Source organism: Pyrinomonadaceae bacterium (genome assembly GCA_036277115.1).
Taxonomy (GTDB): Bacteria; Acidobacteriota; Blastocatellia; order Pyrinomonadales; family Pyrinomonadaceae; genus UBA11740.
Map to the genome: position 1 here is coordinate 620,338 of DASUNM010000021.1, position 13,429 is coordinate 633,766.

Below are 13,429 nucleotides of genomic sequence, written 5' to 3' on the forward strand. Positions count from 1 at the left end.
CAAAAGCCTCCTTTGAAGGAGGCTTTTGAAACATTGGATCCCAGCCGCGAACGGCTGGCTACAGAAAGAACTTAAGGAACAAATAATGAGTACTGCTATGCCCGCAATGGAACATGACGTTAAAGATCTTTCGCTCGCGGCCGACGGCAAACGCCGCATCGACTGGGCGGAACGCGAGATGCCCGTACTGCGCTTGATTCGCGAACGCTTTGCCGCCGAGCAGCCTTTGAAGGGCGTCCGCTTGGTTGCTTGTGCGCACATCACGACCGAGACGGCGAACCTTGCGCGCGCGTTGCAAGCCGGCGGCGCCGAATCAATGCTGATCGCGTCGAACCCCCTTTCGACTCAGGACGACGTCGCCGCGTCGCTGGTAGCCGACTATGGCATTCCGGTTTACGCGATGAAGGGCGAGTCCACCGATACCTATCGCCGTCACGTGCAAACAGCGCTCGAGTTTGAACCCGACATCATCATCGACGACGGCTCAGACGTAGTGGCCACGATGATCAAGGAAAAGCCTGAGCTTAAGAACAAGATCGTCGGCACCACCGAAGAGACGACCACCGGAATCGTTCGCCTCGAAGCAATGGCAAAAGCCGGCGTGCTGACCTTTCCTTCGATTGCCGTCAATAACGCACAGACCAAGCACTTCTTCGACAATCGTTACGGCACGGGCCAATCGACGCTCGACGGCATCATTCGCGCGACAAACATTTTGCTGGCCGGCCGCACGCTGGTGGTGGTTGGTTATGGCTGGTGCGGAAAAGGTGTCGCGTTGCGCGCCCGCGGCATGGGCTCGAATGTCGTGGTTACTGAAATCGATCCCATCAAGGCCGTCGAAGCAGTGATGGATGGTTTCCGCGTGATGCCGATCTCAGCCGCGGCCAGCGTCGGCGACATCTTTGTTACGGTCACCGGGAATCGCCACGTAATTGACGGCGAACATTTTGCTTCGATGAAAGACGGCGCGATCGTCTGTAACAGTGGCCACTTCGATCTCGAACTGAATCTGGTGGCGCTGCGCGAGCAGTCCGAAGGCGAACCAACGCATGTTCGCCCCTTCGTTCAGGAATACCGAAGGAAGGATGGCCGGCGCGTCATGGTCCTTGGCGAAGGCCGTTTAATTAACCTCGCCGCCGCTGAAGGCCACCCGGCCAGCGTGATGGACATGAGCTTTGCAAATCAGGCGCTTTCGGTTGAGTACCTGGTGAAGAACAAAGGCAAGCTCGATCCGGGCGTGCACCTTCTGCCGCCGGAAGTCGATCAGGAAATCGCGAGCCTAAAGCTGCGCGCGCTCGGAATTTCCATCGATACGCTTACCGCCGAACAACTCGAATACATGTCGAGCTGGGAAACAGGAACTTAGAGCCGCGAGCGACTCCTGAATCGTCGCGCGAATTGGACCTTCATACGTCTGCAAATCGAAATCGTTCATGTCGATACGGCGTGGGTGGTTGGTCGTTGCTCCGTCAGTAACCTGACAAGCGTGCCTCGAACTGTGGTTCGGTTACGTGCACCTCACGGTAAATTGAGGGGGGTCTCTAACCAACCGTTGCGTAGCAGTTTTATTGGATTGTCTCTCTTAGGTAAGTATTAGAAGCAATCCCGGGTCGCCCAATCATGACTCGCGCAAGTGACCAATCAGACGCTCCAGAAGCTCGATCGGCAGACCAGAATCTTGTTTCGCCGGTGTCGAGCGAGCGGCTTGTAACCCAGGATCCAGTATTCAGACTGCTTCACGATAAGATCGGTTGTAAATGGTCAATCATCCTTATCGTGTTGCTCCTTAGCATCGTTTACTTTTGCGAAAGCGCCCTACTCTTCAAATCTCCGAGTACTGCGTCCTCAACATCAGCCTCGCTTGAACTCTTAACCGCGCTGAGAAAGATTCTAACCACCTCACTTGGATTGTTCGTCTATCTTCGACTGCCGGGCTGGATCGCAGGATTATTCAATTCTCTTAAACACGAAGACGTGATTGGCGAGAGTCGAGACAAGATTTTAAGGTATGAGGATTTCCTGGCTAAGGTCGTACGCAAAGTTGACCGCAAAGTTTGGGCCGTTTGTGGTCTGGTGTTCATTATTGCGTTCTGGGCGTGGCGCATTTTTAGTTACTATCGCCATTCTGCTTATTCGAGTAAGCGACCGTTTTGGTTAGAAGCAGCGGCCCTCATCGTTTATGGAATCCCCTACTATGCCTTCATCGTGGCCCTGATCAAGTTTTGTGTGATTCTCTTCTTAACGACGCGCTTGTTTAGCTTGTTCAACATTCAAGTTAATCCGCTGCACCCGGATGGCGCAGGGGGATTCGGTGCGATCGGACGACTGCTCTCGAGATTTGTAATGGCGACGGTGGCGTTTGCTTTACTCGCCTCAGCGGGAAGATTCTTATCATACGCGCGTTATGGATATCTGCACATGGGACGGACTGAGGTCATCCTGCTGTTAATGACGGGCACAGTGTTGCCCTTGTTTCTATGGGCCTGGCTCTGGGTTCCTCACAAAGCGATGGTTAAGTTCCGAGATCGCAAGCTGATGATTTTAGCTGAAGAGTTCCGGCGATCCATTCGAGACGGGCATCTGGCGACACCCGCGGACTCGGTGTCGATTAAGTTGAGCACCGACAGACTGGCGGAGCTCAAGAAGTCATACGAACTACTGAAAGAGACTTATCCAGTTTGGCCGATGAGTTTTGGTCGAATGAGGAGCTTGGTCGCTCTTACGAGCGCGCCCTTGATCACGACGTTTTTCCCGCAACTAATCGATTATTTACGCGGCCGCTAACAACCTCCGTACCGCTGTTCAGGACTTCTAAGTCCGCACGCGCGAAATAAAATAAAACGCCCCTCCCGCAAAAATCGCAATCGGCGCCCAGACGGCGACCTGCGGAGGCAGCAGCGCGTGCTCACCGAGCTGCGTAAAGCCGCTTGAGATAAGCCAGAACAGAAGACTCACGACGACCGCCGAGCAAAGCGCCAGCACGGTGCTTTTGCGGCCGAGCGAAATCGCCAGAGGCATTCCAATCAAAGCCATGATGATCACGCTAAAGGGGGCGGCGTACTTACGCTGCAACCCCACTGCGAGCACTGCGGTGTCGGTGCCGCGCGCTTTCAAAGTCTTGATGTATTCGCGCAGACGGCTCGCGTCCAACTGCGAGGGTCGATCAACGGTCGGCCGAAAGACGCGTGGCGTTTCCACGCCGTCAACCGTCATCGCCTGGGCTGACTGTGTCGAGACCTGGGAACGACCTAAATCAAACCATTTCGCGCCAGTAATCTCGATGCGGTTCAGCCCCACCCAACGGGCAGAGTCACCATTCAGCACACGCTTCAATTCGCTTGGCCGCGACGTGTCGAATTCGTAAATGGAGGGTTTAATCAACGCTTCAGCGCGATCGTCGAACTCGTATGAATAGATCCGCAGGCCGTCGTTACTCACCAGCCAACGCCGCTCGCCGGGCGTGGACTGCGCCACGTTGCCGCGGATCCGGGCGCGCAGATCGTCCTGCTTAACGTTTGCCGCCGGCATGATCCGTTCCTGAATCAACCACAGTCCCCCCGCAATGACCATGGCGAAAACAAAACCGGGCAACATCAGGCGATAGACGCTTTGTCCACTGGCCCACCAGGCGACGGCTTCCCTTCTCCGCGCGATCAACGCGTAAGTCAGCAAGGCCGCGACCAGCACGCTTCCGGGAAATAGCTCCACACTTACCAGAGGCAGAAGGAAGAATAGATACTCACCAAGAAGTTTCACCCCGCCGCCCCGAGTCACCAGGAACCGCCAAAGCTCGAAGCCGGTAAAAATGTTGAAGACAATGACGAGCGCCACGAAGGCAAACAAAAAACTCAACGTCATCGTGCGTACGACACTGGTGTCGAGCAGGGTGGGAAAGCGAACGGTCCACCGGCGACGAACCGGCTCTTTCTGAGTCTTCCTTTCAGCACGTGCCGCTGAATCTCTCGTGGCCGTCCCGGCCCGACGAAGTGAAAAGCTAAAGGTCCGGTTCACCAGCAGCAGTATCACCGCGAAGATCAGCACCAGAGACGTCGCGAGCCATCCGCCTACAACCGGCGGGACGGTTCCGCCGCGCGTTAACTGCTCGCCGGCAACGACCAAGAGGTAATACGTCACCATGACGACGAGCGACATGAGCGCGCCGAAACCGCGACTGCCGCGACGGAAGCGGATTGCCAGAACTGCGCCAAAAAATGCGAAGACCAGCGGCGACACGCCGAGCGCGATCCGCTTGTGAAGCAGAAAGACCCCTTCGCGATGCTGCGGCCCGCTGCTTTCATTAATAAAGCGGCGCAAGGCGCGAAATCCCATTTCGTCAGGCTTGTTCTCGGACTTTTGGAGCCGCGCAATCAATTCGTTGCGCCCGGTGTTGAAGAGAATGCGTAGCTGGTCCAGCCGTTCAACCACATATTGCTGGTCGGCCGCTTCGCTCGCGGGCAACTTTGTTTGCACAGCGTCCTCGAGCACCAGCTCGGATTTCTCGGTGGATGAATCGATGCGGCCTGAGCGCGCGGTTATCAGCCGCGTTGAGCCGTCGGCCTCTTTTGTTTGAATAAAGACACCGCCCCACTGGCCGCGCGATTTGTCGCCTTCGCGGACGTAGATGACGTATCCCGGAATGTCCGTCGTGAAAGTTTGCGGCTCAACCGGCGAGTCGAGTTTGTAAAGCGCGGCGCGCGCCCCCAGAGCGCGCAAGTCCTGTTGGGCGTGTGGGGCTTCACTAAGATTGAGTTGCAGAGCGGCCACGGTGGCAATCAGCCCGACTACCAACGCCGGCAGAACAATCTGCCAGCGGCTCACCCCCGCCGCACGCATCGCGATCAACTCGCTGTCACTACCCATGCGGCCAAGACCGATAATCGTTCCGGACAGGATCGCCATCGGGATAGTGAAGACCAGCACCGTGGGAAGCAGCGCGAGCGAGAGACCGTAAAGAAATTGCGCTGGGACGGTGGTGCGGAAGATGGTTTCAAAGTACCGGCCGCTCTGTTGGACAAACAGAATGCCGGTGAGCAGGACGAACGCCGCCGCCGCGTACGGAAGTATGGTGCGGAGAATGTAACGTTCAATTATTCGGCGGGATGCCATGAGTTAAACCACAGATTACATTCTTGGTCTTTGGTCTTTGGTCTTTGGTCTTTGGTCTTTGGTCTTTGAACTTTGATTTGAGCCTTCGTGCTCCTGTCGTCTGCCGCCCGCCCTCTGCCTCCTGCTGTCTCTTGCTTCTTTATCTGTGTAATCCGTGGATAACACGTCATCGCGCGGGAGCGACCATCGTGCGTGGACGTCGATCAAGCGCTCGAACAATCAGGCGGTGAGTGAACTCAGCAAGCTCGGCATCGGTTTGTGAGAACGTCGCCTGATACGTGTTTGCGAATTCCGACGGGCCCAGTCTTTGGCTGCTAATCAGAACTTGTTGAATCGCCGGCATCAACCTCGTCCCGATTCCACGGCTGCACGAAGCGCACCGCACCGCGCTTTCAAAATCCACGTATAGCGATTGCGCCGTAGTCGGCGCCGTGCCGCAAACTACACACTCACTCACGTCGGGAAACGAACCCGCCAAACGAAGCAGCCAGATTTCGAAATAACGCAGCACGAGGGTGGCCGCGTCAGGCGCAGCGGCCAGGGCCTCAACACACGCGTTAAGCATACGGAAGAGCTTGTCGTTGGCTTCATGCGGAGGCGCGAATTCCCCGATTAGTTCCGCCATGTAGCCGAGAACTTCCGCGACTTCAAGTTGTGCTGCAAGTTCAAAGTTGGACTTCACGATCTCCGCGCGCGACATCGTGACCAGATCCCGGTTTTCCTTTTCGTAGAAATCCAGGCGGATGACCGTGAACGGCTCAAGCGCAGCGCCAAAGCGACTCTTCATCCGGCGCGCGCCTTTGGCGACGGCGCGCACAAGCCCCGCGTCGCGCGTCAGGCAAACTACTATGCGATCAGCCTCAGCGAGGTTGTAGCTACGCAGGACAATGGCATCGGTGGTGACCAGGTTCACAACCAACCACGCTCCGAGAGGTTATGGAGAAGGAATGAAATACAGAATCCAGCCGAGGAGAAAGGCGATCGCGACGAATTCGCCAAAGACCTTAACTCCATAGATGAGCCGCTGACGCTCCGAGCCTTTTGCCGCAATACCGAACACGACCGCCGTCAGGGCCGCGAAGACAACCATCCATAGAACGTGTCTCATCGCTTTCTCCCCGCGGCGATATCAAATGCGTCAAGCATGACGAGATAATTCAACAAGCCGGCCACGAGCAGAAAAGTGTTTCCGTATTCATATGTGACGAGTTGCGCGTGTTCTGTAAACCCAACTCCCGCAATCCAGCAGAAGATATAAAGCAAACCCACACCGATGTTTGCGATCATTGGCAGCAACTGAAAGAAAACACTGAAGCCCTGTTCCTGACCGGTGACGCCGTAGAGATGGCCGCCGAGCCAGAGTCCGGTTAAGAACATCATCCACACCGCGCCGCCCGCCAAAGCGCCTCTGCGCCAACGCTTCTGCATCAGATGACCCGCGCCCGGAATCGCCCACGCGGCGAGCCCAACCAGCCACGCGAATCCGGGCGTCGATGCGTCGCGTTCTCTTTCCATTCTAGCTACCAAAGCTTTCGTCTCCTCGGTCTTTACCTGAAGTGATTTATTAACTCCAAAAGTGTCGATTGCCCTTATTTTAGGCCGTTCCTTAGCTGTCGGCCCTTCCACGGCTCAGAAAATCAATAAAGTAAGTGGGCCTTCCGGACGGCTTTAAAATCCTCTAAAGCCGGCTGCCAGGATTGGATGATCGCGTCGAGCGAATCGCCGCGCTCGATCTGCGCCCGCATCTCGGTCGTCCCCGAGATCACGTCAAACGGGTTGCGTTCGAACTCGTACTCGTACGGCGGATCCTTCCAACGAAAGTCGTTGCGGTACAGATCGTGGGCAGTCTTCACAATCGCCACGCCCGCAGAAACGGGCTCAAAGATCGCGCGGTCCGTAACTTGAATCTGCACACCACCACACGCTTTGCCGCCGTGCTTCTGAAAGGTCGGCATGAAACCGCATGACCGGAAAGCGACGCCCGGCAGGTTAAACCCCGCCAGCGCATCTGCGTACTCGTCAGCGTCGATATATGGAGCGCCAATCAGTTCGAAGGGTCGCGTAGTTCCCCGCCCTTCCGACATCTGCGTGCCTTCCAGATGAACTGTCCCCGGGAAGACCTTGCAACTGTCCGGGGTGGGAATGTTCGGCGACGGGAGAACCCAGGGGCCATCCGTGTCTTCATACCAGAGGTCGCGCGACCAACCACCCAACTCAATGACTTCCAATTCGCAGCCGATGCCGAAATGCCCGTTGAACAGACGTGCCAGTTCGCCCATGGTCATGCCGTGACGGGTAGGCAGCGAGAACTGTCCAACGAAGGATTCGTGTCCTCGTTCGGTTACATTGCCCGCCACCATCTCTCCGCCAATCGGGTTCGGGCGATCACAGACAATTACTTTCTTGCCGAGGCGTTTCGCGGCTCGCATGCAATTCGCCATCGTGTACGCGAAGGTGTAGATGCGACAGCCGACGCCCTGAAGATCGACAACGATCACATCGACGTTGCGCAGCATCTCGTCAGTCGGCTCGCGTGTTTCGCTGTAGAGCGAATAGATCGGAACCTGCGTGCGACGATCGACGGCATGCCCTGTCTCGATCATGTTGTCCTGCACGTCGCCGCGAATGCCATGCTGCGGACCGAACAGCGCAGTCAGGTTGATCTGCGAATGCTCGTGAAAGAGATCGGCAGCATGTCGAAAGCCATGATCGACTGACGCCTGGTTGCAAACTAACCCGACGCGCACACCCGCCAGCGACGCGACACGTTCATCGAGCAGTCGCTCAAGACCAAGTTTGATTTGATGTCGGCAGTTCGACATTTAAGCTTCACCAACCTATCCGCAGAGAACAGAGCCGCCGTTGACGTTCAAAATTTCGCCGTTGATGTGTCGCGCCCAGTCCGTGCAAAGGAAGGCTATGGGCCAGGCGATGTCTTCCGGACTGGCCACGTGACCGACCGGAATCGTTTCCTCAAGCGCTGTCCGAAAACCGGGTCGCGCAAAGGCATCGGCGCACATATCAGTATCGACCCAACCCGGCGCTACGCAGTTTACATTGATGCCGAATGGCCCAAGCTCGGCTGCCAGCGATTTCGTGAACGAGATCTGACCACCTTTCGACGCCGCATAGTTTGAGACATTTGCCTCGCCCCGCTGACCGGCGGTTGAGCTCACAATAACGATGCGGCCGAATCCGTTCTGCTTCATTGGCGGTACCGCCGCCCGGCATGCAGCCCAGGTCCCCTTTAGATTTAAATCGATTGTCCGATCCCAAACTTCTTCGGTCATCTGATCGATGGCGCTGCCTTCCCAGATGCCGGCGTTGCAAACCAGGAAGTCCAGGCGCCCAAACTTGTGGGTGGTCGCATCGATCAGCCGCTGTGCATCGCCCTTGTAAGACATATCCGCCTGGACCGCGAGCGCCTGCCCGCCTTGTTCTTCCGCGAATCCGACGGCCGCGTCTGCGGCTTTCTTGTCCTTCAAATAATTTACTACGACGTTTGCGCCGAGCTTCGCGAGGCAATCAACGGCCGCGCGCCCTATGCCGCGCGAGCCACCGGTAACGACTGCGACCTTATTTTCAAGGTTCAGGGAAATCACGCGGTGACTCCTGCCGATTCGCGATCACCTGTTCGACGAGCGGCAAAAGTGGCGGCCTCTTCCACAAATCGATCGAAAATCGCACGGGCAAATTCATCGCGTGCCCAGCCCAGTTCGGGATGCCACTGCACGCCCAACACGAAACGATCACTGCGCGGATCTTCTATCGCCTCCACCAAGCCGTCAGGAGCCCATGCCGTCGCGACCAGTTCCCTTCCCAGTGTGTCCAGCGCCTGATGATGATGGCTGTTCACAGGCGCGCGCTCGCTAGCTGCCAATTGTTGAAGCAAGCTCTCCTGGAGCAAACGCACACTGTGCGAATGCCTATCCCGGGGCGCGCCCTGTTCGTGCTTGATCGGGTTAGGCCATTGACTGCCGATGTCCTGAATCAAAGTGCCGCCCCGCGACACGTTCAGCACCTGCATCCCAAAACAGATTGCGAACAAAGGAAGAGCCCGCTCTTCAATTTCATTCAGTACAAGCAAGTCCGTCTCATCTTTAAGGGGATGAACCGCGCCAAGCTTCGGATGCGGGTCGCGCCCGTACCGCAAGGGATCAACATCCGAGTCACTACCGGGCAGCAGAATTCCATCGAGTCCCGCAACGGTTTCGCGTAGAAACCCGGCGTCAGGAATCAGAGGAATATGCACCGGCAAACCGCCGGCGGCTTCAACTGCTTCGCTGTAATGACGGGAAAGATAGAACCTGTCAGTTTCCAGCTCGAGGCGCATCGTGATGCCGATGCGCGGCCGTGTTCGTGTCGTCATTCTCGCGGTGCTGCTATCAATCGATCGGAATACTTCGCAAAGGCCATAATAGCGCAGATGCCTAGCTTGACTAAACTTCGCCGTCATTCCTATAGTGCTGTTTCACTTCATGGCGAAAGAACAATCCCCGAAAATCCGCAGCACGACTGTTTTGCTGGTGCGTCGTGATGGCCAGGTGGCCCTCGCAGGCGACGGCCAGGTCACCATGGGCGAAACGGTGATGAAATCCAGCGCGAAAAAAGTCCGTCGCCTTTACAACGATAAGATTCTCGCGGGCTTTGCGGGGGCAACGGGTGATGCGTTCTCGCTACTGACGCGGTTTGAAGGCAAGCTCGAACAATACCATGGCAACCTTGAACGCGCCGCGATCGAGCTGAGCAAGGAGTGGCGCACGGACAAGATCCTCCGGCACCTGGAAGCGTTGCTGGTCGTGGCCGATGACAAGACTTCGTTTCTTCTCTCCGGCAACGGCGATGTGATTTCGCCAGACGATGGGGTGCTGGCAATTGGCTCAGGCGGGTCCTACGCGTTGGCGGCAGCGCGCGCCCTGATGGCGAACACCCAACTCTCTGCGCGAGAGATCGCGGTGGAAGCGATGCGCGTCGCCGGCGAGATCTGCATCTACAGCAACTCAAACATCATCGTGGAAGAGTTAAGCGCGGCTCAAGCGTAGGCGCGCCGACAGTTACGGAAAAGTTTAGTTAGTATCGATTTAAGAAATGGTTATCTATCTCGCAGGTGAGCAGGAAGAACAGGACGTCCGGCTGGACGACCTTACGCCGCGGCAGATCGTCGCGGAACTCGATAAGCATGTCGTCGGACAAAACGCGGCCAAGCGCGCGGTGGCGATCGCCCTTCGCAATCGCGTCCGTCGCAAGAAGCTCGCGCCGGATCTCGCGGCTGATGTCATTCCCAAGAACATCATCATGATCGGCTCGACCGGTGTCGGCAAGACTGAGATCGCCCGCCGGCTGGCGCGGATGTCGAACTCACCCTTCCTGAAGGTCGAGGCTTCAAAGTTCACGGAAGTCGGCTACGTCGGCCGCGACGTTGAAAGCATGATTCGCGACCTCACCGAAATCGCGGTCGAGATGACGCGTCAGGAAAAAGTCGAAGAGATTGCTGACAAGGCCGAGCTGAATGTGGAGGAGCGGATTCTCGATATCCTTCTGCCGCCGCCCAAATCCGGATCGGGCGCTCCCCTCTTCGACTTTGACTCAGGAGAAATCACGGCCCCGGTCCTCGTTCCGGACAATGAGCCTAAAGACGAAAACTTTGCGCGCACACGTGAGAAGCTCCGGACCCAACTGCGCTCAGGCAAGCTCGATAACCGGCTGGTCGAAATCGAAGTACGCGAAAAGAGCTTTCCGACGATTGAATTCGCGGGGCCGATGGGCGTCGAAGAGATGGGCATCAACATGAAAGACATGTTGGGCAACATGTTTCAGGGACGCACCAAACACCGCAAGATGCGCGTGGACGAGGCGATGGAGTACCTGATGCAGGAAGAGGAAGAACGCCTCATCGACATGGACACGGTCGCGCGGGCCGCGCTCGAGCGCGTCGAATCCTCAGGGATTATCTTCCTCGATGAGATCGATAAGATCGCCGGTCGCGAATCCGGTCACGGGCCGGACGTCTCACGCGAAGGCGTGCAGCGCGATATCCTGCCGATCGTCGAGGGCACCACCGTAAATACGCGCTACGGCATGGTCCGCACGGACCACATTCTGTTCGTCGCCGCCGGCGCGTTTCACGTTTCCAAGCCGTCAGACCTGATACCGGAACTTCAGGGCCGCTTCCCTATCCGCGTGGAATTGGAATCCCTGACAATTGAGGACTTCAAACGAATCCTGGTTGAGCCGAAGAACTCTCTGGTCAAACAGTATTTGGCGCTGATGGAAACCGAGGGCGTCAAACTTGAGTTTACTCAGGATGCGATCGATGCGGTGGCGAACTTCTCTGCCCGCGTCAACAGCAATACGGAAGACATCGGCGCGCGACGGCTGCATACCATTATGGAGCGGCTGCTCGATGAGATCAGTTTCGAAGGTCCTGACCTTGAGCCGAAGAATAAAACGATCGATGCTGCTTACGTGGAACTGATGCTCGCCGACACGGTGAAGGATCAGGACCTCAGCCGCTACATTCTCTAGACGACACTTCTGCCGAACGTGCCTCAATCCGCCAAACCTTCAGTAGTTTCGCGCAAGTCGCCCACCCGTCACTTAATGTTGCTGGTGGCATTGGTCGCCGTGTCGATGGCGCCGACCTGTGGCAAGCGCCTGCCACCGCGACCTCCGATTGAGCGCATTCCGCAACGCACCGAAGCCCTGTCAGGGGTGCAACGCGGCAATCAGGTGATCCTGAGTTGGCCGGCTCCACGCCGGAACGCCGGCAGCGGGAGTGTGCAGAGTATTCGACGCATAGACGTGTATCGCGTCGCGGAAAAGCTGGATGCGCCCCGACCGATGACCGAGGAAGATTTCGGCGCGCGGGCGACGTTGATGGGGTCGGTTCCTTACGCTGACATCCAAAAGGCAACCGACAACCTGACTTACATCGACAGCCTGGAACTGGCCGGTGAACCTTCGCGTTTGCGCTACGCCGTTCGTTATGTGAACGCCGCCGGCCAGCGCGCCGCGTTTTCAAATTTTCTGCTGATCGAGCCGGCCGCGAAGATCGCGGAAACGCCGGGCGACGTGAAGGTTGAGGTTTCTCAGAACGCGGTCACGCTGAAATGGGAGCCACCCAGGCAGAACATCGACGGCTCCACGCCGGTGAACCTTCTGGGTTACAACGTGTATCGCGTCACCGCGTCACAGAACGAACCCGGCCAGATTCCGATCAATCAGGCGCTGATTACCACGCCTGAATACCAGGACCGCAACTTCAAGTTTGGTGAGAAATACACCTACGTGGTGCGTTCGGTTTCCCTCGGCACGCTGGCGCAACCGGTTGAAAGCTTGAACTCCAACAGCGTAGATATCACCCCAGTCGATACGTTTGAACCTTCTGCGCCCACAGGCGTGAGCATCGGGCCGGCACCCGGACTTCTGTCGATATTCTTTGCCGCGAATCCGGAAAGCGACATCGCGGGTTATCTCGTCTACCGGTCAACCGATCTTAACGCGCCCAGGCCCTGGACTTTGATTACGCCCGCTTTAGTTTCCCGCACAACCCTGAGAGACGAGAATGTCGATCCGGGTAAGACTTACCATTATTACGTCGTAGCCGTAGACACTGCCGGAAACAGGAGCCAGCCGTCGGAAGTCGCCTCCGAAACCGTTCCCTAGCTGCCTTGCCCAAAAGTCTTAGGACGCTAAATGCTATTGATTCATCGCTGATCACCTCAGAGCTGGCTGACAATCCCTAACGAAGCTGCGAAGCAGCGGATGAATTTAAGCCCAAGGGCGAGGCTTTGCGAGGGCAATTAGATAGTTGACTCACTTCGGCAACCCGAAGGGTTGCAAAGAAAGCAGCCGGTGGTCGGAGTCCGCGGAGACCACCGGAAACGCGAGATTAATTTGGTCGCACCCCGGAGGGGTGCCAGATCTCTCGCTGTAAAGATCTTTTACATTGACCTTGTAATCTAGACTTCAGATTATGGGTTCAACCTTCTTCAGCTTGCACTATCACCTCGTCTTCTCGACCAAAGAACGACGACCCTTCCTCAAGTCGGAATGGAGCCACGACTTCATGCTTACCTCGGCGGAATCATCAAAGGCATGCACGGTGTGGCCGAGATTGTCGGCGGAGTTGAGGAGCATGTTCATATCCTGGCAGTCTCAGGCCAGTGCATTGCATTGCGGAGTACTTCGCGACTTGAAGAAGGAATCGTCCACGTGGGCTAAAGAGAATTTTGATCGCAGATTCACCTGGCAAGAGGGTTATGCGGCGTTCACCGTAAGCCCCACGGCGACCAACTCAGTTCGTCGCTACATTGCCACGCAG

Annotated in this window: 13 protein-coding genes; 6 read left to right on the plus strand and 7 right to left on the minus strand. The window is 56.8% G+C overall.

What is annotated here, in order from left to right:
* Positions 1-85 precede the first annotated feature (85 nt).
* Together ahcY and VFX97_07015 are read left to right on the plus strand one after the other, a co-directional pair.
* A complete protein-coding gene (gene ahcY, locus VFX97_07010; protein HEX5702931.1) occupies positions 86-1,366 on the plus strand; it encodes an adenosylhomocysteinase in 1,281 nt (426 codons plus the stop codon).
* 542 nt (positions 1,367-1,908) lie between these two features.
* Positions 1,909-2,784, plus strand: a complete 876-nt coding sequence (locus VFX97_07015; protein ID HEX5702932.1) for a hypothetical protein — start codon at positions 1,909-1,911, stop codon at positions 2,782-2,784.
* A 27-nt stretch (positions 2,785-2,811) separates the two neighbouring features.
* On the opposite strand, the gene VFX97_07020 is transcribed toward VFX97_07015, so the two are convergent.
* The 7 genes from VFX97_07020 to VFX97_07050 all read right to left on the minus strand — a co-directional run bounded on the left by VFX97_07020 (position 2,812) and on the right by VFX97_07050 (position 9,475).
* Positions 2,812-5,106: an LptF/LptG family permease gene (locus tag VFX97_07020; GenBank protein HEX5702933.1), complete on the minus strand. Its 2,295-nt coding sequence runs from the start codon at positions 5,104-5,106 to the stop codon at positions 2,812-2,814.
* A gap of 166 nt (positions 5,107-5,272) precedes the next feature.
* Positions 5,273-6,019 carry a DNA repair protein RecO gene (recO, locus tag VFX97_07025; protein ID HEX5702934.1) on the minus strand — a complete coding sequence of 249 codons (747 nt, stop codon included), beginning with the start codon at positions 6,017-6,019 and terminating at the stop codon, positions 5,273-5,275.
* Positions 6,020-6,040: 21 nt separating this feature from the next.
* Positions 6,041-6,214 (minus strand): hypothetical protein, encoded by a 174-nt coding sequence (locus VFX97_07030; protein ID HEX5702935.1) that lies wholly within the window; start codon positions 6,212-6,214, stop codon positions 6,041-6,043.
* On the minus strand, positions 6,211-6,621 hold the full coding sequence (locus VFX97_07035) for a DUF6677 family protein (protein HEX5702936.1): 411 nt from the start codon (positions 6,619-6,621) through the stop codon (positions 6,211-6,213). The genes VFX97_07030 and VFX97_07035 overlap by 4 nt, the downstream gene beginning before the upstream one ends.
* A 122-nt stretch (positions 6,622-6,743) precedes the next feature.
* Positions 6,744-7,928 (minus strand): DUF1343 domain-containing protein, encoded by a 1,185-nt coding sequence (locus VFX97_07040; GenBank protein HEX5702937.1) that lies wholly within the window; start codon positions 7,926-7,928, stop codon positions 6,744-6,746.
* A 15-nt stretch (positions 7,929-7,943) separates the two neighbouring features.
* Positions 7,944-8,708, minus strand: coding sequence for a 3-oxoacyl-ACP reductase family protein (locus VFX97_07045; GenBank protein HEX5702938.1), 765 nt, complete (start codon positions 8,706-8,708; stop codon positions 7,944-7,946).
* On the minus strand, positions 8,705-9,475 hold the full coding sequence (locus VFX97_07050) for a gamma-glutamyl-gamma-aminobutyrate hydrolase family protein (protein HEX5702939.1): 771 nt from the start codon (positions 9,473-9,475) through the stop codon (positions 8,705-8,707). The genes VFX97_07045 and VFX97_07050 overlap by 4 nt, the downstream gene beginning before the upstream one ends.
* 109 nt (positions 9,476-9,584) lie before the next feature.
* Between VFX97_07050 and hslV the strand changes: the two genes are divergently transcribed.
* From hslV to VFX97_07070, 4 genes are all read left to right on the plus strand, one after another.
* Positions 9,585-10,148, plus strand: a complete 564-nt coding sequence (gene hslV / locus VFX97_07055; GenBank protein ID HEX5702940.1) for an ATP-dependent protease subunit HslV — start codon at positions 9,585-9,587, stop codon at positions 10,146-10,148.
* 46 nt (positions 10,149-10,194) lie between these two features.
* On the plus strand, positions 10,195-11,631 hold the full coding sequence (hslU, locus tag VFX97_07060; protein HEX5702941.1) for an ATP-dependent protease ATPase subunit HslU: 1,437 nt from the start codon (positions 10,195-10,197) through the stop codon (positions 11,629-11,631).
* A gap of 18 nt (positions 11,632-11,649) precedes the next feature.
* Positions 11,650-12,771, plus strand: a complete 1,122-nt coding sequence (locus VFX97_07065) for a hypothetical protein (GenBank protein ID HEX5702942.1) — start codon at positions 11,650-11,652, stop codon at positions 12,769-12,771.
* A gap of 310 nt (positions 12,772-13,081) precedes the next feature.
* Positions 13,082-13,429: transposase (locus VFX97_07070; protein ID HEX5702943.1), on the plus strand; the 348-nt coding region annotated here is incomplete at its 3' end.